Genomic DNA, 20966 nt, shown 5'->3' on the forward strand with positions numbered 1-20966 from the left:
GAATTTCGGGTTCGATACTGGTGCCTGCCAACCGCTTGTGCTAGAGCATTGGTCCCCTGATTGAAAGGCCCGCGCGCGCCTGAAAACATGGCCGCTGCGCAGTGGGTTTTCAATCAGCGATTTTGTTGATGGTAAAACAGTGACTGGCAGGTACGCACCCATGAGTTCTTCGCAAACCAAACGCCCGCTTTCCTCGGCCAAGGCCGGGCCGCTTTCGGGTGATATCCGGGTTCCAGGTGACAAATCCATTTCCCATCGCTCCCTGATGTTTGGTGGTCTGGCAATCGGTACGACCAAGGTCACCGGTCTGCTCGAAGGCGAAGACGTTCTGGCAACCGCAGACGCCATGCGCAAGCTGGGTGCAACCGTTACCCGCGATGACGATGGCACCTGGCATGTGACCGGTGTTGGTGTTGGCGCACTGCGCGAACCCGATAGCGTGATTGACATGGGCAATGCCGGAACCGGTATTCGTTTGATGGCGGGCATCGTTGCCACCCATCCGATCACGACGTTCTTTACCGGCGATGCGTCGCTCTGCAAACGCCCGATGGGGCGTGTTGCCGATCCGCTTTCCGAATTTGGCGCGCAATTCATCACCCGTGATCGTGGTCGTCCGCCGATGGCGGTGATTGGCACCGATGAAGCCAAGCCCGTGACCTATACCCTGCCGATGGCATCTGCCCAGGTGAAGTCGGCTGTGATGCTGGCGGGGCTGAACACGACGGGTACCACCACGGTGATCGAACCCAAACCGTCGCGCGACCATACCGAACGCATGCTGCGTCACTTTGGGGTGGATGTTGATGTGAAGGTCAATGACGATGGCGGTCGCACCGTCAGCCTGACCGGCCCGGTCGAAATGAAGGCCGCCGACATTGTCGTTCCGACCGATCCAAGCTCGGCCGCCTTCCCGCTGGTTGCGGCCCTGATCAACCCCGACAGCAATGTCACCATTCGTGACGTATGCCTGAACCCGCTGCGCACCGGCCTGATTACCACCCTTGTTGAAATGGGCGGTGACATCTCGATTACCAACGAGCGCGAAGAAGCGGGCGAAACCATCGGCGATCTGGTGGTGACCGGCAAAAACCGGCTCAAGGGCATTGTCGTTCCGGCCGAACGCGCCCCGTCGATGATTGATGAATATCCGGTGCTTGCGGTGGCTGCGGCCTATGCCGAGGGTGAAACCCGCATGTGCGATCTTGAAGAGCTGCGCGTGAAGGAATCGGATCGCCTGGCGGCGGTGGCAGCCGGCCTTGAAGCCAATGGCGTGATCCACCGGATCGAAGGCGATGATCTGATTGTCACCGGCGGTGTGGTGCCGGGCGGTGGCATGGTGGAAACCCATCTTGATCATCGTATTGCGATGTCGTTCCTGGTTCTGGGTCTTGGCGCTGAAAAGCCGGTTGCGGTCGATGATGCCAACCCGATTGCGACAAGCTTCCCGAACTTTGAAACCCTGATGGGGGATATGGGCGCAAAATTCGCCCTGCATTCCTGATCGGGCCGACCAATATATAAGTCACTGATGTAAGTCACAGCGACCATTCTGACCGGCACTTATATAAGCAGCATCAATCACAGGGAGTGACCCATATGATCATCGCCATTGATGGGCCGGCCGCGTCCGGCAAGGGGACCTTGGCACGTCGAGTCGCAGAGGCAATGGACTATGCCTATCTTGATACCGGCCTGCTTTATCGTGCGACCGGTGCGAAAGTTCTGGCCGAAAATGGCGACCCGGCGGATGAAGCCGTCGCGGTGCGCGCGGCAGAAAATCTCAGTGCCGCCGATCTTGAAGGCGAAGCACTCCGCAGCGAGGAAGTCGGTACGGCCGCCTCAAAAGTTGCAGCGATTCCAAGGGTTCGCGAGGTGTTGCTTGATTTCCAGCGCACCCTTGCCACCACCCCGCCGGGCGGTAAACGCGGTGCGGTTCTTGATGGCCGTGACATCGGAACCGTGGTCTGCCCGGACGCGCCGATCAAGTTTTACCTGACGGCCAGTGTCGAAGAACGTGCAAACCGTCGGTTCAAACAGTTGCAGGATAAAAATCCCGCTGCTATATACGAGCGCGTTCTTAAAGAGCTTGAAGAACGGGATGCCCGAGACAGTGCTCGCGATGTCGCACCGCTCAAGATGGCAGATGACGCAATCCATATTGATACGGACCGTCTGAATGCCAACGCAGTGTTCGATGCCGTCATGGCACATATCCATACCCATATGGGTGCGGATGACTGATCAAAAGGCGTTTTAACCGTCAGGCGTTGAACGATCCCGAGGTACCGGTCACATGGCCTGTCCCTAAGGTGAACGACTTGTGCGTTCACCTTTTCGTGTATGGAAGGTTCGCCTTCACATGCGTTCGGGTTTGAACAGTGAATGACACATCGCCGCGATTTTGCGGCAAAGACCACCGGACACAACCGGTTGGCCAGAATATAGTGACGATACTCGAAAGGAAGTCTGGTTTATGACCACCGCTGAAGAAGCACAATTCTCGACTGGCGAAGATTTTGCCGCCCTGCTGGCTGAAACCCTTGGTTCTGAAGACGAAGGTTTTGTTGGCCGCGTAATGACCGGTTCGGTCGTTAAAAAAACTGACGATGATGCCATCGTCGATGTCGGCCTGAAATCCGAAGGCCGCGTTCCGCTTAAAGAATTTGGCGCAGGCGAAGTAAACATTGGCGATACCGTTGATGTTTATGTCGACCGCTATGAAAACAAGGATGGCCTGATCGTCCTGTCGCGCGAAAAAGCGCGCCGCGAAGAAGCTTGGGTTGAGCTGGAAAAACAGTTCTCCGAAGGCAAACGCGTCGACGGCACCATCTTTGGTCGTGTTAAAGGCGGCTTCACCGTTGACCTGTCGGGCGCAGTTGCGTTCCTTCCGGGTTCCCAGGTTGATATCCGTCCGGTTCGTGACGTCACCCCGCTGATGAACAACCCGCAGCCGTTCCAGATCCTGAAAATGGATCGTTCGCGCGGCAACATCGTTGTTTCGCGTCGTGCCGTTCTCGAAGAGACCCGTGCAGAACAGCGTGCTGAACTGATCCAGAACCTTCAGGAAGGTCAGGTTCTTGACGGCGTTGTCAAAAACATCACCGATTACGGCGCATTCGTCGATCTTGGTGGCGTTGACGGCCTGCTGCACGTTACCGACATCGCTTGGAAACGTATCAACCATCCGTCCGAAGCACTCCAGATCGGCCAGACTGTTAAAGTCCAGGTTATCCGCTTCAACAGCGAAACCCAGCGTATCTCGCTTGGCATGAAGCAGCTTGAAGCTGATCCGTGGGAAGGCGTCGAAGCCAAGTACCCGGTCGGTTCGAAGTTCGAAGGTCGTGTCACCAACATCACCGATTACGGCGCATTCGTCGAACTCGAAGCTGGTGTCGAAGGCCTGGTCCACGTTTCCGAAATGTCCTGGACCAAGAAAAACATCCACCCGGGCAAAATCGTTTCGACCTCGCAGGAAGTCGAAGTCATGGTGCTCGACGTCGATGCCCAGAAGCGTCGTATCTCGCTTGGCCTCAAGCAGTGCACCTCGAACCCGTGGGATGCTTTCCTGGCAGCTCATCCGGTCGAGTCCGAGATCGAAGGCGAAGTCAAGAACATCACCGAATTCGGTCTGTTCATCGGCCTCATGGGCGGTATCGACGGTATGGCTCACCTTTCGGACCTGTCATGGGACCGCGCTGGTGAAGAAGTCATCAAGGAATACAAAAAAGGCGACATCGTCAAAGCCAAGGTTCTTGACGTTGACGTCGAAAAAGAACGCATCTCGCTCGGCATCAAACAGCTTGCTGGCGATCCGTTCAAAGATGCCGTTGTCGGTATCAAGCGTGGCGACGCTGTAACCTGTGAAGTTACCGAAGTTAACGACGGTGGCATCGAGGTTTCTGTTGGCGACACCGAACTCAAAGGCTTCATCCGTAAAGCTGAGCTGGCGCGCGAGCGTTCTGAACAGCGTCCGGAACGCTTTGCAGTTGGTGAAAAAGTCGACGCACGCGTTACCGCAATCGACTCCAAAACCCGCAAGGTTTCCCTCTCTGTCAAAGCTCTTGAAGTTGCTGACGAGAAGAAAGCAATGGCGGATTACGGTTCGGCAGACAGCGGCGCATCGCTCGGCGACATCCTCGGCGAAGCTCTGCGCAAGAAACAGGAAGGCGGCGAATAAGCCACCCTCCGGGAATACGCTCTGCAACATTGCAGAACGAAAAGACGGGTCGCGCTTTGCGCGGCCCGTTTTCTTTTGCCCGGATTTTGCAGCTGCAGTCTGATGCTCAATTCTGATGCCGCAGACCGATGCTGACCGGTCCGGGAGCGCTCCCGCCTGATGCGCCGGGCGGTCGCTTTTAGGGCGCCAAATTGTATATCATCAGGTTTATGGGCCGGATTTTTCCGCCGACTCTGCTGATATCGGCGTTTTTCGCGAAAATTTTGATTTTAAACGTTTTTTGTTCTTGCCTTCCGCGACGAGAAAAACCATTTGAAGAGACAGGTTTAAGGGGTCACACTCTTCTAAGTATTTGATTGAACAATTAGAACCGGAATAGCTTGATGGCGCTTGATGCCGATATTCTGCTTGATCGACGTCGACTGAAAAAATCCATCTTTCGCTGGCGCGTGGTGGCGGTGATTGCTGTGCTTGCGGTGATCGTGGTCGGCTTGTCGGGCACCGGTGTGAAGGACAGTGTTCTGGGCGGTCTCGGGCCGCGGATTGTTGAAGTCACCATCGAAGGTGTAATCACCGAAGATCCCTATCTTCTGGATGCACTCAGCGCGATCGAAGAAGACAGCGACGTTGTCGGTGTGATTGTTCATATCAACAGCCCGGGCGGCACCATGGTTGGCGGCGAAACGCTGTTTGAAGCGCTGCGCCGGATCGGAGAAACCCGCCCGATTGTTGCTGAAATGGGGACGGTTGCTGCGTCCGGCGGTTACATGACCGCGATTGCCGCAGACCATATCATTGCCCGCCGTGGCACGATTACCGGGTCGATCGGGGTGATTTTCCAGTCGATGAATTTCAATGGAACCCTTGAGAAACTCGGTGTTGAACCGCTGACTGTGAAAAGCGGTCCGCTGAAAGCTGCACCCAATCCGTTCGAACCCGTTGATGATGTTGCAAAATCGGCCATGCAGGGCCTGATTTCGGACATGTTTGACGTGTTTGTTGAGATGGTTGCAACCCGCCGCGATATGTCGGTGGATACCGTGACCACCCTTGCCGATGGCCGTGTTTATACCGGCCAGCAGGCGGTGGCAAACGGACTGATTGACGAAATTGGAGGCCGTCGTGAAGCCTTGCGCTGGCTCGAAGAGGAAGCCGGTGTCACGACGGATGCGCAGGTAGTGCCGCTTGAAATCGAATACCCGGAAGATGATTTTATGAGTGCTGTTCTTGAGGGAAACCTTGGAAAAGTGCTGTCATCTGAGGGGCTTAAACTTGACGGTTTGCTGACGGTCTGGCAACCTGAGTGATAGCTTCTCTAAGACATAATCTAATCCGTGGTTGAGTGAGACTGTCAGCACCAACAGGATGGGGCCTGGAAATGACAAAATCTGAATTGATTGCCCGCCTTGCGGAGATGAACCCGCATCTCTATCAGCGCGACGTTGAGCGGATTGTCGCCACGATCTTTGACGAGATCACCGACGCGCTTGCGCGCGGCGACCGGGTCGAGCTTCGCGGCTTTGGCGCATTTTCCGTAAAACAGCGCGACGCCCGTGTCGGCCGTAACCCGCGTACTGGGGATGCCGTCCCTGTCGGTGAGAAAAAGGTTCCCTATTTCAAAACCGGCAAACAGCTTCGCGAACGTTTGAACTGATCCCTGCCTGATCTGTTTTTGACCGGCGATCGGGCGTGTCTCGCAATTGCGTCACCCGCAACCCGTCCGATCCAGTCTGCCTGTGTGTCCTACACAAAAACTGTGTGACCGTCGCCATGGCATTTGTCCGGTTCTTGCCCCATACTGATCAGAACATTGATCAAACGTGACCTGCTGCCGGGTTCTGACCTGTCCCGTTTTCGGGATGGCAAGGCGCGGCACAAGGAGCTTAAGAATGCGCTTCCTGTACTGGATTATTTCCATTCCGCTTGCCGTATTGATTGCGGTCTTCGCTGTGTCCAACCGGGCTTTGGTAACGATTTCGCTCTGGCCTCTGCCGTTTGAAGTCGATCTGCCGCTGTTCCTGCCGATCATGGTCGCACTGTTGATCGGGCTTGGCATCGGCTTTGCCTTTGAATGGTTGCTTCAGGGCAAGCATCGCCGGGCAGCGCGCCGCATGGACAGCGAGCTCAAGCGCATCAAAACCGACGAACCAACGCACGCCACGCCAAATACCGACCAAAAGGCGATTGGCCACAGCTAGGCGATTTGAAGGGCTCCGTTTCGGGGCCCTTTTGCTGTCTGGGGCCAGGATTAGATCGCGCGCTGGCGATTTGGCGCATGGCGTCCTTGCAGGATAACCGCCCGATTTGACATTGGCCTTTGCGCCCAAATCGGCTAAGCCATGTCCGGTCCGCCCGCGCAGGGAAATCTGCCAGTCCTTCTGCCAGCTCTTCTAACGGATGTGGGCCAAGAAACTGCCAGCCCACTACCGTTTGCCACTGCCCGTTTGATGGAGGACCGCATGACCCAGACCCTTGCCGCCAAAGACCGTATCTTCTGTGCGATTGATACCACCGACCTTGATCATGCGATTTCGCTGGCATCAAGCCTCTCGAGCATTATTGGTGGTGCCAAACTGGGCAAGGAATTCTTCGCAGCTCACGGGCCACAGGGCGTCAAGGCGGTTGCCAAGGCCGGCATGCCGATCTTCCTCGATGTCAAATATCACGATATCCCCAATACGGTTGCGGGCGCGGTGCGCGCGGTAACCCCGCTGGGGCTCAAGATCGTCAATGTCCACGCGGCGGGTGGTCTGGAAATGATGAAACGTGCCGGTGATGCGGCGCGCGAAGCTGCCGACAAGGCCGGTGTCGAGGTGCCTTGGGTGATTGCGGTCACCATCCTGACCAGCATGGATCAGGGCGATCTTGATGATGTCGGCCTGAAAGGCCCGATTGAAGAACGCGTCGTCAAACTGGCCGAACTGACCCAGAAGGCGGGGCTGGACGGGGTTGTCTGCTCTGCAAAGGAAATCACCCCGGTGCGAAGCGCCCTTGGTCCCGACTTCAAACTGATCACGCCGGGTATTCGCCCAAGCTGGGCGGCAAGCGATGATCAGAAACGTATCGTCACCCCGGCCGATGCGGTCGCCACGGGTAGTGACGTTCTGGTGATTGGCCGTCCGATCACCAAGGCCGATGATCCGGTTGCCGCAGCGCAAAAAATCGTCGCCGAACTTTCCTGATTCTTCGTCCTGCGTCGTAAAAGCGTGCAGCTTGTCCAGCCTCTGATGTGATCGGGAGGTGACAAGCTGCCATGCAAATTTCGCGATGGATTTGCGCCAGACATTATCTCAGAATTGAATCGTTTCAATAATTGGTGCATGATGCGTATCTCGCAGTTGCACAAAAGTTTGGTCGCGCGGCGTGCGTCACCTGATCCAAAGCTATCGCCCGCGCCAACGTTGTTCTGGATATTCTGACATGACGAATACCGCCACCCGCCCTGGATTTTTCGGGAACCTGCCGATTTTGGCGCTCGCCCTTGCGTCTTTCGGGATCGGCACGACCGAGTTTGTCATCATGGGGCTTTTGCCCGATGTTGCGCTTGATCTTGGCGTCAGCATTCCCGATGCCGGCTTGCTGGTGACGGGCTATGCGCTCGGCGTGACCTTTGGCGCGCCGTTTCTAGCGATTGCCACGGCGCGGATGGACCGCCGGCGGGCTTTGCTGCTGCTGATTTCGATCTTTATCCTCGGCAACTTCCTGTGTGCGATTGCCCTGGATTACTGGCTTTTGATGGCGGCCCGCGTGGTTACGGCCTTCTGCCATGGCGCGTTTTTTGGTCTCGGCGCCGTTGTGGCCTCCAACCTTGTCGCACCACATAAACGCGTGCAGGCGATTGCCCTGATGTTTTCCGGTCTGACCTTGGCCAATGTGCTTGGTGTGCCGTTTGGCACCGCCCTTGGTCAGGAACTTGGTTGGCGCTCGACCTTCTGGGCGGTGGTGGCGATTGGTGTCTTTGCCGCAGGTGCCCTTTATATCGCGCTTCCACGCAAGATTGCCGCTTCAACCGGAAGTCTGTTGCTTGAGGCAAAATCGCTTGGCAAGCCGCAGGTTCTGCTGGCGATGCTGATCTCGGTTCTCTCTGCGGCCAGCCTGTTTAGCGTCTTTACCTATATCACCCCGATGTTGCAGGAAATTACCGGCATCACCCCGCGTCAGGTCACCTATGTCCTGTTGCTGTTCGGGGTTGGATTGACGCTCGGCAACTATATCGGTGGGCGTCTGGGTGATTGGCGTTTGATGCCGGCGATCATCATTGCCTTCGTGCTGTTGATCGCGATCCTTGCCATGTTTACCGAAACACTAAGTTCGGTCATTCCGGCCGTGGCAACTGTGGTGCTTTGGGGGGTGGTGGCGTTCGCGCTGGTTTCCCCGCTTCAGATGCGGGTGGTGAACGAGGCATCCGATGCGCCCAACCTGGCCTCCACCCTTAATCAGGGGGCCTTTAACCTTGGCAATGCGGCAGGGGCCTGGTTTGGCGGTATCGCCATTACCCAGGGCGTTTCCTATCAGCATATCCCGTGGCTGGGGGCCGCAATTGCGGTTCTGGCCCTGCTGTGCACGGTTTGGAGCCATCTTTTGGATCGCCGCGACGAGGTGTTTGCCGAAAGCGGTGCCAGCGCCTGAGTTAGGGGCCTGATCAAAAACAAAACCCGTCAACCATGTGGCTGACGGGTTTTTCTTTTGTCCGCTGCAGACTTAACTAGCCAATCCAGTGGCGTACCTGGTCCCAGCTTTGGCTGATGGTCGTGCCGTACTGATCAATGATCAGCTTGATCGATATCGCAATCGAAGTCACGACAAGCAGCGGCCGTACCAGACGCGCACCCACCTTCATCACCATATGCGATCCAATTTGCGCGCCAATCAGGGCACCCACGGCCATCGCACCACCAACAATCCAGACGACCTCACCCCCGGCAATAAACATCACAAGGGATGCAAAGTTCGACGTGAAGTTAAGGATCTTCGTGTGGGCGGTTGCCTTGGTCATGTTGAAACCAAGCAGGGCGACAAAGGCGATGGAAAAGAATGACCCGGTACCCGGCCCGAAAAAGCCGTCATAAAAACCAATGGCAAAGCCGGCGGTAAAGGCAAAGGTCGTCTTGCCGATGATCTGATGCGCATCAATGTCGCCCACGCGTGGCGAAAACAGGAAATAAAGCGCAATCAAAATCAAAAGAGCCGGCAGGATGGTCATCAGAATGCCGGGATCGAGCATCTGCACCAGAACCGTCCCGACCGCCGACCCGGCAAAGGTCAGAACAATCGCCAGCACCATATCGCGCGGATCAACATGCCCCTTGCGGATGAAATTAAGCGATGCGCTGAAACTGCCAAAGCTGCCCTGCAGCTTGTTGGTCGCCAATGCCTGGGCCGGGGTCACACCTGCCCACAGCAGGGCCGGAATGGTGATCAACCCGCCACCCCCGGCAATCGCATCGACAAAGCCGGCAAAGGTGGCAACCGCAAACAGGATCAGAAGAAGATCAAAACCAAATTCCATCGGGGGGCTTTCACAAAGGGGCGCGACTGTATGGTGGGGGCGATACAGTCTGTCAAAACAGCGCACATCATATGGCTTTGCGCGTACGCGTCCAGTGGGATCGATTTCAGTCGTTGAATTGCGCGCTAGCCGTAGTCTAAAAGTCACACAGCTTTGTTTATATGAGTTCCAGACATGCCCGAATTGCCTGAGGTCGAAACAGTCACCCGTGGTCTGACACCCGTCATGGAAGGACAGGTTGTTGATCACGTCGTGCAGCGGCGCGCAAACCTGCGGTTTCCGTTTCCCGATGGCTTTGTCGATCGCATGGCAGGGCGCCGGATCAATCAGCTGACCCGGCGCGCGAAATACATCCTCGGCTATCTTGATGATGGTCAGGTGTTGCTGGTCCATCTTGGCATGTCGGGCCGCATGACAATCCACAATGATCCGGCTGTGGGTGTGCCCGAACCGGGCAAGCACGACCATGTCGATTTCGTCATGGCCGACGGGGCGGTGGTGCGGTTTAACGATCCAAGGCGCTTTGGCGTGATTACCCTGATCAACGGGGATGAGGTCGCAACCCACAAGATGCTGGCAGGTATCGGGCCAGAGCCACTTGGCAATGCCTTTAACGCCACCGTGCTGGCGGCGGGCATCGCCAAACGCGCAAGCCCGATCAAGACCGTGCTGCTGGATCAGAAACTGGTCGCCGGTCTTGGCAATATATATGTCTGCGAAGCGCTGTTTCGATCCGGCATTGCCCCGGACCGTCTGGCAAAGGATCTCAAACCCGGCGAGATCGAACGGCTTTACCGCGAAATCCGTCTTGTCCTTGAAGATGCAATTGCCGCTGGCGGCTCAAGCCTTAAGGACTATCGCCAGAGCGATGGCGAGCTTGGCTATTTCCAGCATAATTTCCGCGTCTATGGCCGCGAAGGCGAAACCTGCGTTGCCGACGGCTGTGACGCCACGATCGAACGCATCGTGCAGGCAGGGCGATCAACCTTCTTCTGTCCCAGCTGCCAGAAATAAGCTGCTTCATCAAACCGTCTTCGGATCGCCACACCATCTTTGCTGGCGGATGTGCCAGACTGCCGTAACGGCATTCTGATGGGGCGGCATATCACCAAGCCATGTCGGCATTCGGGTTTGGCAAAATCACTGACAGGTTCGGTTGCGGCGCGCGGGTAAAATCGGTAAAACAGTATCAAAATATGGTTTCAGCCGAATCGGTCCAATCACGCCACAGGAATCCGCACTGGAGTCCCACGGGCCGAACAGCGAATAAAGGATCACTTGCATGTCTTATGAAAACATCATCGCCGAGAAAAAGGGCAATGTCGGCCTGATCACGCTTAACCGCCCCAAGGCGCTCAATGCGCTGTGTGATGCGCTGATCAAGGATATTGGTGCGGCACTTGATGATTTCGAATCCGATGAAGACATCCGTGCGATTGTCATTACCGGGTCGGAACGGGCCTTTGCAGCCGGTGCCGACATCAAGGAAATGGCCGATTACGACTATATGGGTGTCTACAAGAACGACTTCATCACCAAGGGCTGGACGCGCGTTGCTTCATGCCGCAAGCCGACCATTGCCGCAGTCGCCGGATTCGCGCTTGGCGGTGGCTGCGAAATGGCAATGATGTGCGACATCATGATTGCGGCTGATACCGCCAAGTTCGGTCAGCCGGAAATCACCATCGGCACCATCCCCGGTGCGGGCGGCACCCAGCGCCTGACGCGCGCAGTTGGCAAGTCCAAGGCGATGGAAATGTGCCTGACCGGACGCATGATGGATGCCGAAGAAGCCGAACGTGCCGGCCTGGTCGCGCGAATCGTTCCGGCCGACTCGCTTCTCGACGAAGCGCTGCAGCTGGCCGAAAAGATCGCCTCCTTCTCGGGCCCGGTTTCGATGAAGGTCAAGGAATCGGTCAACAAGGCCTATGAAATGACCCTGACCGAAGGCCTGATGTTCGAGCGTCGCGAATTCCATTCAACCTTCGCACTCGAAGATCGCGCCGAGGGCATGAAAGCCTTTAGCGAGAAGCGTAAGGCAGAGTTCAAGCACCGCTAATTGCGCGGTGCTGACATCAACTTTACCTCTGATTCCCCGGCTGCATATCTGCTTTGCAGCTTAAAAGAGTCCAAAGCCGCAGAAATTGAGGCGTGAGGGTCAGGGCCTACTAATTTAATTGTAGTGGCAGTCGTTATATTTGCCGAATCCAAGGAAAAACCCGCAGATCGGGTCGGCATCCCGAGCAAGGGATTTGACGCAGGAGGTGGCAAATATAACGACTGTCCTTCGGATCAATCGGATTTGCACGGGCAACTTTGTCGCAAACCCTTGAAAGATGTATATCTTCCTGCGGGTTGGCTTCGCGTATCCGCACAAATCCGGTTGACCACTGCAACTAAATTAGTAGGCCCTGACCCTGACGCTGTATCGGGGGTTGACGAGGGTTTCGGACAGAGCTATAAGCCGCGCTCCGAATTACGTAACATTTGTTTGAAGAGACAGGTTCGCAATGGCTCACCATAAATCGGCCAAGAAGCGCATTCGCCGCAACGCCGCACGTGCAGAAGTAAACGGTGCACGTATCGGTCGCATTCGTACCTTCGTTAAGAAGGTCGAGGCTGCGCTGAACACTGGCGATAAAGATGCTGCTCTGGCTGCGATGAAAATCGCTGAGCCGGAAATGGCGCGTGGCGCACAGCTTGGTGTTCTGCACAAGAACACCGTTGCTCGCAAGGTTTCGCGCCTTACCGCGCGTATCAAAGCGCTTTAATTTATCCCTTACGGGATGGCGAGTCGAAGGCCGCACCTCTGGTGCGGCCTTTTCGCTGCCCGGATTTCGCAGAATCACCTTTTGTTCCTTGGTTGCGCGGGTGCAAGAAACCGCAGAAAACAAGGGACGTTTTGGTTGCGAAATCCTTTTAACGTTCTGTTAAAGATCGCCTTGCCTGATGTGGGTCACATCAGTACAGTGTTGGGACTTTGCAGGTCGCGCAAAGCGACTGGCAACGAAGAACCAAAAAAACAAAAGGCGCGAGTACACTTCCCTGATTTTGTGGAAGGCCAGCGTGTTGATCACCGCGGTGATGAACGCGACGCACTATCGTTTTGTCTTTTGCGGTCTTTGTGATGGTAAAATAGGGATATTCGGGGAAAGGTTTAACAGTGCAGCACGCCGTGAGGGACACACAATCGGCACTTGGGCAATCCAGCGGGGGGATTGCGGGTGACCAGCACGCAGCACTTGACGATCATGCAGTTGCAACCTGGCAGGTAGTACGCGAAAAGCTGCGCGCTGAATTTGGCGCAACAGCCTATCGCTACTGGCTTGAGCCGGTTGCCTTGATCGCCGTTGAGGCCGGTGTGGCGCGTTTGGGCGCGCCGACCCGTGCCATGCGCGACTGGGTGACTCAGCACTATCTCGACCGTATCCAGAAATTCTGGCACGCCGAAGATTCCGATGTCCATTTCGTTGAAATCAACATCGTATCTGGCGCCAATGGTAGCACCCAGGGTGCATCAAAGAGTGCATCAAACGGCGCGTCTTCCCCAGCCCCGGCATCCAATGCTGCGCCGGCCGCCCGCTCCAAATCATCGCGTGGTTCTGAGTCTCAGGACACCAGCGTTGTCGCTGATGCGCCGTGCCAGCCGACGGCAGCTGGTCGCACCGCGATTGCCAGCATGTCTGATGATGGCATCTCGGCTGCCCTTGATCCGCGCTACACCTTTGACAATTTCGTGCTGGGCAAACCGAACGAGTTTGCCTATGCCGCCGCCCGCCGTCTGGCAGAGGCCGAATCGGTACCGTTCAACCCGCTGTTCCTTTATGGCGGGGTTGGTCTTGGTAAAACCCACCTGATGCATGCGATTGCCTGGCATATCCGCCGCACGCAGCCGCACCGCACGGTGATCTACCTTTCGGCCGAGAAATTCATGTACCGCTTCATTCGCGCACTGCGTGACAAGAACACGGTCGATTTCAAGGATCAGTTCCGTTCGGTCGATGTGCTGATGGTCGATGATGTCCAGTTCATCTCGGGCAAGGATTCGACCCAGGAAGAATTCTTCCACACCTTCAATGCACTGGTTGATCAGGGCCGACAGATCATTGTTTCGGCCGACAAGTCGCCATCCGATCTTGAAGATATCGAGGAACGCCTGCGTTCGCGTCTGGGATCCGGCCTTGTTGCCGACATCCACGCAACCACCTACGAGCTGCGTCTGGGCATCCTTGAAGCCAAGGCGGAACGTCAGGGTGTCGAACTGCCCCAGCGGGTCATGGAATTCCTTGCCCACAAGATCACCGCCAACGTGCGTGAGCTTGAAGGTGCGCTAAACCGCGTGATTGCCCATTCCCAGCTGGTCGGGCGCGAGATCGGGCTTGAGATGGTTCAGGACGTCCTGCATGACGTTCTGCGTGCGTCCGAGCGCCGGGTTTCGATCGAGGAAATCCAGAAACGCGTGGCAGAGCATTTCAACATCAAGGTTTCCGACATGCATTCGGCCCGTCGCGCGCGTGCGGTGGCCCGTCCGCGTCAGGTGGCGATGTATCTCTCCAAGCAACTCACTACGCACTCCCTGCCGGAAATCGGTCGCAAGTTCGGCGGGCGCGATCACACCACGGTCATGCATGCCGTGCGCAAGATCGAAGAACTGCACGGAACCGATCCGTCGCTGTGCGAAGATATCGATCTTCTGCGTCGGATGCTTGAAAGCTGATCGGGGTTTCCCGGGCCACAAAATCGATGTGAATTTTGATGAAATCCGCCGGAATTTTCGGCGGATTTTGTTTTTGAATCGGGTGGTTTTTATACCTGATTTTACTCATCAAAACTGCGAGTCGGGCGGTTTGCGCCGCTTTGCGCGTTTCGGGCGTATTTTTGTCCGCCGACTCCTTTTATTTGCTTGGGTTTAAGCCGTAAAAATCCTTCGATTTCCGGGCTGGCATGTTATAATGCGCGTTCCGCACCCGAAAGGGTGTGGGTCAGGTGGGAAAACTGATTAAAAATCAATTTGTTAAACAAATACTGACAGACGGATAGGACGGGCATGAAGCTGACCATCGAACGCGCGGCGCTATTGAAATCGCTGACCCATGTTCAAAGCGTTGTTGAACGACGTAACACCATTCCGATTCTGTCCAATATTTTGCTCCGGGCAGAGAATGATCGTCTCTCGCTGACCGCGACGGATATGGACCTCGAAGTCATCGAAACCACGACGGCTGAGGTATCTGAACCGGGTGCGACCACGACCCCTGCCCATACCCTCTATGAAATCGTTCGCAAACTGCCGGAAGGCTCCCAGGTGCAGATCGCGCTTGAGCCGGGCGCAGGCCGCCTGACGCTCTCTGCTGGTCGTTCGAAGTTTAACCTGGCGGTTCTGCCGGTTGATGATTTTCCGGTCATGTCCGGTGGCGACCTTCCGGTCAGCTTCGGTCTGGCTGCGGCTGAGCTGCGCGGTTTGATTGACCGAGCCGAGTTCGCCATTTCGACCGAAGAAACCCGTTATTACCTCAACGGTATTTACTTCCACGCAACTGATGCCGAAGGCACCAAGATCCTGCGCGCAGTTGCAACCGACGGTCACCGTCTGGCACGCGTCGAAGCGCCGCTGCCCGATGGTGCGGAAAACATGCCGGGCGTCATCGTTCCACGCAAAACCGTGGGTGAGCTCCGCAAGCTGATCGAGGAAACCGGCGAAGCGGTCGATATCGCGCTGTCGGACACCAAAATCCGCTTTGGCTTTGGCGATGCGGTTCTGACCTCCAAGCTGATTGACGGCACCTTCCCGGATTACGAACGCGTCATTCCGTCGGGCAACGACAAGACCCTTGATATCGAATGCAAGGCGTTCGCCGATGCGGTTGACCGTGTTTCGGCGATCTCGATTGAAAAGTCCCGCGCGGTGAAAGTGGTTCTGTCGGGCACGACCCTGACCCTTTCGGCCTCAAGCCCCGAACACGGTACCGCGTCCGAGGAACTTGAAATCAACTACGATGCCGAGGATATCGAAATCGGCTTTAACTCGCGCTATCTGCTCGACATCGCCAAACAGGTTAAGGGCGATACGCTTAACCTTCTGATGTCGGACGGCTCTAGCCCGACCATCCTGCGTGACACCGACGACCTTTCGGCATTGTACGTTCTGATGCCGATGCGTGTGTGACGGTAGCACGATCAAGCTGTGGCTGCTCTTGCCAATAACCTCATGCCAAAAGACGGGGCGTCGATGACAAACCGTCTTGCAGTTTCCCGTATCCAGCTCAGCGAGTTTCGCTGTTACGAAGGCCTGCGTCTGTCGCTCGACAGCTCGCCGGTCGTGCTGACCGGGCCAAACGGGGCGGGCAAGACCAACCTTCTGGAAGCTGTTTCTCTTCTGGCACCGGGCGGTGGATTGCGCCGGGCCAAACTTGGCGAAATCGCGCGCAGCACGCCGCCAACGGATACCGGGGCACCCCGGGCATGGGCTGTGGCGGCCGATATCGATACGCCCGACGGCGCGTTTCAGCTTGGAACCGGTCTTGATCCGGCCGCCCTTGAACAGGGGCGTGAACGCCGGGCGGTCAAGATTGATGGGCAGGCCCAGCGCGGGCAGGCGGCCTTGGGCCGGGTCTGTGCCGCGGTCTGGCTGACGCCACAGATGGATCGCCTGTTCCTTGATGGTCCGTCCGCACGCCGGCGTTTTCTGGATCGGCTGGTTTATGGCCTTGATCCCGATCACAGCAGCCGCGTTGCTGCCTATGAGCATTCCTTGCGTTCGCGCGCCAAGCTGCTCAAGGAAGGCAAGGGCGACGACAAATGGCTGGCCTCGATCGAAGATTCGATGGTTCGTCACGGCATTGCGGTCGCAGTCGCACGTGCTGAATTGCTTGAACGGTTGCGCCGTGCGGGGACCATGGCCATCGGGCCGTTTCCGGCCGCTCGACTGGCGCTGACCGGCGATCTCGAAGACTGGCTGGAAAACCTGCCAGCGGTCGAGGTCGAAGATAAAATGCGGGCTGCATTGCGCGATGGACGTCGGCGTGATGCGACCTATGGCGGGGCCGTGGTCGGCCCGCAACGCAGTGATCTGTTGGTCTGGCATGATGCAAAGGGCCAGTCGGCGGATCAATGTTCCACCGGGGAACAAAAGGCGTTGCTGCTGTCGATCATTATGGCCAATACCCGCCTGCAGACAAAGGCGCGCGGGGCTGGCCCGCTGCTGTTGCTTGACGAGGTGGTTGCGCATCTGGATGCAGAACGCCGCAACCATTTGTTTGATGAAATCGTGGCGCTTGGCGTTCAGGCCTGGATGACAGGTACGGACCGGGCGCTGTTTGAAGGTTTGGACGGTCGTGCGCAATTCTTCCGCGTGGAAGATGCCACACTGACCTTAGAAACCCCTTAGTGAATGCCGAGGTTGTGACCCTATGACCAACGAAACCGAAACGCCGAACACTGGTGAAGTGCCGCAGGAGTATGGCGCAGAATCGATCAAGGTTCTCAAAGGCCTTGAAGCTGTGCGCAAACGCCCGGGCATGTATATCGGCGATACCGATGACGGTACCGGTTTGCACCATATGATCTACGAAGTCGTCGATAACGCGATCGACGAAGCCTTGGCCGGTCATTGCGACACCGTCTGGGTGCAGCTCAATGGCGATGGGTCTGCGACCATCCGCGATAACGGGCGTGGCATTCCGACCGACATGCACAAGGAAGAAGGCGTGTCCGCTGCCGAGGTCATCATGACCCAGCTCCATGCCGGCGGTAAGTTTGACCAGAACTCCTATAAGGTTTCCGGTGGTCTGCACGGTGTGGGTGTCTCGGTGGTGAACGCGCTGTCGACTCTGCTCAAACTGCGCATCTGGCGTAATGGCAAAGAACACTACATGGAGTTTTCCGGTGGTGATGCCATCAAGCCGCTCGAAGTCGTGGGCGACGCCCCGATTACCGAGGACGGCACCCCGCTTTCGGGCACCGAAGTCACCTTCTATCCGGATGGCGAGATTTTCACCCAGCTTGAGTTTGACCTGCCGACGCTTGAACACCGTCTGCGCGAACTGGCCTTCCTGAACTCGGGTGTGATCCTGACGCTGCGCGATGAACGCAGTGGCGATCCGGTCGAGACCAAGCTGCATTACGAAGGCGGCATTCGTGCCTTTGTCGAATATCTCGACCGCAACAAATCGCGCCAGATCGAAGAATCCATCAGCATCGAAGGCGAAAAAGACGGCATCACCGTCGAAGTTGCGCTTCAGTGGAATGATAGCTACCACGAACAGACGCTGTGCTTTACCAACAACATTCCGCAGCGCGATGGCGGCACGCATATGGCCGGCTTCCGTGCGGCGCTTACCCGTCAGATCAACAACTACGCACAGGAAAGCGGCATCGCCAAAAAGGAAAAGGTTGCCCTTTCCGGTGATGACGCCCGTGAAGGCCTGTCCTGCGTGATCTCGGTCAAGGTGCCGGATCCGAAATTCTCCTCCCAGACCAAGGACAAGCTGGTTTCATCCGAAGTCCGTCCGGTGGTTGAGAATATTGTCAATGACAAGCTCGCCCAGTGGCTCGAAGAACACCCGGCTGATGCGCGCAAGATCGTCACCAAGGTAGTCGAAGCCGCATCCGCGCGCGAAGCCGCCCGTAAGGCCCGTGAATTGACTCGCCGTAAGGGCGCGCTTGATATCTCGTCCCTGCCGGGCAAATTGGCCGACTGTCAGGAACGTGATGCGTCCAAAGCCGAACTCTTCATCGTGGAGGGTGATTCCGCAGGTGGATCGGCCAAACAGGGTCGCGAACGTGGTTTCCAGGCAATTCTTCCGCTGCGCGGTAAGATCCTCAACGTCGAACGCGCGCGCTTTGACAAGATGCTCTCAAGTCAGGAAATCGGCACCCTGATTACTGCAATGGGCACGGGTATCGGTCGCGATGACTTTGACATCGAAAAGGCCCGCTACCACAAAATCATCATCATGACTGACGCCGACGTCGATGGTGCGCATATTCGAACCCTGCTTCTGACCTTCTTCTATCGTCAGATGCCCGAACTGATCGAACGCGGCTATCTCTATATCGCGCAGCCGCCGCTTTATCGTGCGAAACGCGGCAACTCCGTCCAGTACCTCAAGGACGACCGCGAGATGGAACAATACCTGACCGCACAGGGCACCGAAGAAGCCGTCCTTACCCTTTCCGGTGGACAACAGCTCGCCGGTCCGGATCTGGTGCGTGTGGTTGAACTGGCCCGTAAGGCCAAAGGCTTCCTTGAGCCGCTCTCGATCAAGCTGCCGATCACGGTGCTGGAACAGGCAACCCTTGCAGGGGCGCTCAACCCGGCGCTGCTTGATGACGATGGCAAACGCCGTGAAGCAGCCGAAACGCTCGCCAAGCATCTCGACAGCCTCGAAGAGGATTACGATCGTGGCTGGCACGGCGAAGCGCCGATGGATGAGATCGTCCTGTGGCGTATGCTGCGCGGTGTGGAACAGCGCCATGTGATTGACGGCAACATCCTGCGCTCGGCCGAGGCCCGTGCCATTGCCGGTATCCTTGGCGAACTGCGCGAGCTGTTTGAAAAGGGTGCTGAATTCGTTGCCAAGGACAAGACTTGGAAAATCCACGGCCCGGTCGATCTGGTTAATGCGGTGATGGAATATGGCCGTCGCGGCATCTCGGTCCAGCGCTATAAAGGTCTGGGCGAAATGAACCCGGATCAGCTTTGGGAAACCACGCTCGACCCGAACGTCCGTTCGCTCCTGCAGGTCAAAGTGGCGCATGCCGACGAAGCTGAAGAAGTCTTCTCGACCCTCATGGGCGACGTTGTCGAACCCCGCCGCGACTTCATCCAGTCCAACGCACTCAAGGTCGCCAACCTCGACGTTTGATTTGCTGGCGATAGTGTGAATTGACTCATAAAACTGGAAACGCGACGCATAAATCTAGAATCTGTGACGCGCTGACAATAGTTGTAACCTGCTTTCCAAAGCCCGCGTGTGTCGCGGGCTTTGGTGTGTTCAGTTGAAACTTGCTGTGTGTTGACAGGGTCGCACAATGAATTAATTGCCTGAACCGATGATACAGGTATCACATGATACCAGACAAATGTATGGATGTGATCGATCCGACATGCGCCATACACCCGGGGTGGATAACGTGGAAATTTGCAACCAGTGGCAAATTGCATATGAAAATGTGAGCTAGACACGTATATGCAACCTCTGCGCAATGTACGTGCAGCTTTCGGTCAAGATTTACGCGCAAAAAAGTGAGGCGTTTTGCGTGCGCATTCCGTGAATGCATTTACATTCACAAAATCGTGCGTCTTTTAGAACGTAAAAAGTTATTGCTTCAGTACAAATTTTATTTGTATAACACGTTTACAAAGGTGGGGAGAAAACCACCTTTTAAAAAGATAGCCCCCTTGGCCGTCCGTAGCCTCCGCGCAAGCGGTTTGATAGCAGGCTACCGACCCCAAGGGGTTTTTTTTGCTTGTTTGCAAAATAATGCTGCAGGGGAGGGATTATGGAGCGGATGGCCATCATGATTGATGGAGCGTTCTTTATCAATCGTTTCAAGCATGTATACCCAAAGAAAAACGCTAGGGATCCAAGTGTTGTCGCAAAGACAGCTTTTCAGATGGCCTGCGCGCACCTGAAGCCTAAAAACAAAAACTCTAAGAAGTCAGATCTGTATCGGGTATTTTTTTACGACTGCCCGCCTTTGACGAAGCGTGTACACACTCCCATTGAAAATAAGTCGGTCAATTTGGCCACTTCTGACGAAGCGAAGTTCCGAACCGCTATTCATCAGGAGATGACGACATTTAGAAAGGTTGCGCTTCGCCTTGGTCACCTGAACGAAAAAACCGCTTCGTGGATCATCAAAAAGCGCGTCATGACAGAGTTGCTTAAAGGTAAAAGAGAATGGAATGATCTGAAAGACGATGATTTCGTTTATTATGCCAAGCAAACAGGCGTCGATATGAGGATTGGCGTCGATATTGCGCTGCTGGCTCAAAAGAGATTGGTCGATCAAGTTGTGTTGGTTGCAGGTGATAGTGATTTCGTACCAGCTGCTAAGCTCGCCCGTAGGGAAGGGATAGACTTCATTTTAGATCCTATGTGGAATCACATTGCGCCAGACCTGTTGACCCACATCGATGGCTTGCGATCGGTAACAGCCAACCCCTTAGCAAAGAAGACTACAAAAGAAATCGAAGATGAAGCTAAGGATGGCGGTGCTGCCAAGGCATAGGCTTACATGGAACATGAGGTTTGTCCGGATGGCCGGTCATTG

At 56.1% G+C, this 20966-nt stretch carries 17 protein-coding genes; 16 read left to right on the forward strand and 1 reads right to left on the reverse strand.

Going from position 1 to position 20966, the window contains the following annotated elements; all coding sequences use genetic code 11:
• The first annotated feature begins 160 nt into the window (after nt 1-160).
• From aroA to UF64_RS18675, 8 genes are all read left to right on the forward strand, one after another.
• Nucleotides 161-1504 (forward strand): 3-phosphoshikimate 1-carboxyvinyltransferase, encoded by a 1344-nt coding sequence (gene aroA, locus UF64_RS18640; RefSeq protein ID WP_044830110.1) that lies wholly within the window; start codon nt 161-163, stop codon nt 1502-1504.
• 95 nt (nt 1505-1599) lie between these two features.
• On the forward strand, nt 1600-2244 hold the full coding sequence (gene cmk / locus UF64_RS18645; RefSeq protein WP_044830111.1) for a (d)CMP kinase: 645 nt from the start codon (nt 1600-1602) through the stop codon (nt 2242-2244).
• A 232-nt stretch (nt 2245-2476) separates the two neighbouring features.
• Nucleotides 2477-4180, forward strand: a complete 1704-nt coding sequence (rpsA, locus tag UF64_RS18650; RefSeq protein WP_044830112.1) for a 30S ribosomal protein S1 — start codon at nt 2477-2479, stop codon at nt 4178-4180.
• Nucleotides 4181-4563: 383 nt separating this feature from the next.
• Nucleotides 4564-5487, forward strand: coding sequence for a signal peptide peptidase SppA (gene sppA, locus UF64_RS18655; protein ID WP_044830113.1), 924 nt, complete (start codon nt 4564-4566; stop codon nt 5485-5487).
• 71 nt (nt 5488-5558) lie between these two features.
• Nucleotides 5559-5834 carry an integration host factor subunit beta gene (ihfB, locus tag UF64_RS18660; protein WP_044830114.1) on the forward strand — a complete coding sequence of 92 codons (276 nt, stop codon included), beginning with the start codon at nt 5559-5561 and terminating at the stop codon, nt 5832-5834.
• 235 nt (nt 5835-6069) lie between these two features.
• Nucleotides 6070-6378, forward strand: coding sequence for a lipopolysaccharide assembly LapA domain-containing protein (locus tag UF64_RS18665; protein WP_044830115.1), 309 nt, complete (start codon nt 6070-6072; stop codon nt 6376-6378).
• A 261-nt stretch (nt 6379-6639) separates the two neighbouring features.
• The gene (gene pyrF, locus UF64_RS18670; protein ID WP_044830277.1) at nt 6640-7362 is read left to right on the forward strand and encodes an orotidine-5'-phosphate decarboxylase; all 723 of its coding nucleotides are present in this window, start codon (nt 6640-6642) and stop codon (nt 7360-7362) included.
• A 238-nt stretch (nt 7363-7600) separates the two neighbouring features.
• Nucleotides 7601-8809, forward strand: a complete 1209-nt coding sequence (locus UF64_RS18675) for an MFS transporter (RefSeq protein WP_044830116.1) — start codon at nt 7601-7603, stop codon at nt 8807-8809.
• A 76-nt stretch (nt 8810-8885) separates the two neighbouring features.
• Here UF64_RS18675 and UF64_RS18680 read toward each other — a convergent pair whose 3' ends face one another.
• On the reverse strand, nt 8886-9689 hold the full coding sequence (locus UF64_RS18680; protein WP_044830117.1) for a TSUP family transporter: 804 nt from the start codon (nt 9687-9689) through the stop codon (nt 8886-8888).
• A 174-nt stretch (nt 9690-9863) separates the two neighbouring features.
• Between UF64_RS18680 and mutM the strand changes: the two genes are divergently transcribed.
• The 8 genes from mutM to UF64_RS18720 all read left to right on the forward strand — a co-directional run bounded on the left by mutM (nt 9864) and on the right by UF64_RS18720 (nt 20924).
• Entirely contained in the window at nt 9864-10703 is an 840-nt protein-coding gene (gene mutM, locus UF64_RS18685) for a bifunctional DNA-formamidopyrimidine glycosylase/DNA-(apurinic or apyrimidinic site) lyase (RefSeq protein WP_044830118.1), read from the forward strand.
• A 268-nt stretch (nt 10704-10971) separates the two neighbouring features.
• Nucleotides 10972-11748, forward strand: a complete 777-nt coding sequence (locus tag UF64_RS18690) for an enoyl-CoA hydratase (protein ID WP_044830119.1) — start codon at nt 10972-10974, stop codon at nt 11746-11748.
• Nucleotides 11749-12199: 451 nt separating this feature from the next.
• A complete protein-coding gene (rpsT, locus tag UF64_RS18695; protein WP_008888964.1) occupies nt 12200-12460 on the forward strand; it encodes a 30S ribosomal protein S20 in 261 nt (86 codons plus the stop codon).
• 392 nt (nt 12461-12852) lie between these two features.
• Nucleotides 12853-14406 carry a chromosomal replication initiator protein DnaA gene (dnaA, locus tag UF64_RS18700; RefSeq protein ID WP_082049898.1) on the forward strand — a complete coding sequence of 518 codons (1554 nt, stop codon included), beginning with the start codon at nt 12853-12855 and terminating at the stop codon, nt 14404-14406.
• A gap of 330 nt (nt 14407-14736) precedes the next feature.
• On the forward strand, nt 14737-15855 hold the full coding sequence (dnaN, locus tag UF64_RS18705) for a DNA polymerase III subunit beta (RefSeq protein WP_044830120.1): 1119 nt from the start codon (nt 14737-14739) through the stop codon (nt 15853-15855).
• 63 nt (nt 15856-15918) lie between these two features.
• A complete protein-coding gene (gene recF / locus UF64_RS18710) occupies nt 15919-17076 on the forward strand; it encodes a DNA replication/repair protein RecF (protein WP_044830279.1) in 1158 nt (385 codons plus the stop codon).
• A gap of 22 nt (nt 17077-17098) precedes the next feature.
• Nucleotides 17099-19555, forward strand: coding sequence for a DNA topoisomerase (ATP-hydrolyzing) subunit B (gyrB, locus tag UF64_RS18715; protein ID WP_044830121.1), 2457 nt, complete (start codon nt 17099-17101; stop codon nt 19553-19555).
• 646 nt (nt 19556-20201) lie between these two features.
• Entirely contained in the window at nt 20202-20924 is a 723-nt protein-coding gene (locus tag UF64_RS18720) for an NYN domain-containing protein (protein WP_200892702.1), read from the forward strand.
• The last annotated feature ends 42 nt before the right edge of the window (nt 20925-20966 follow it).

The organism is Thalassospira sp. HJ (genome assembly GCF_000948415.1).
Lineage (GTDB): Bacteria > Pseudomonadota > Alphaproteobacteria > Rhodospirillales > Thalassospiraceae > Thalassospira.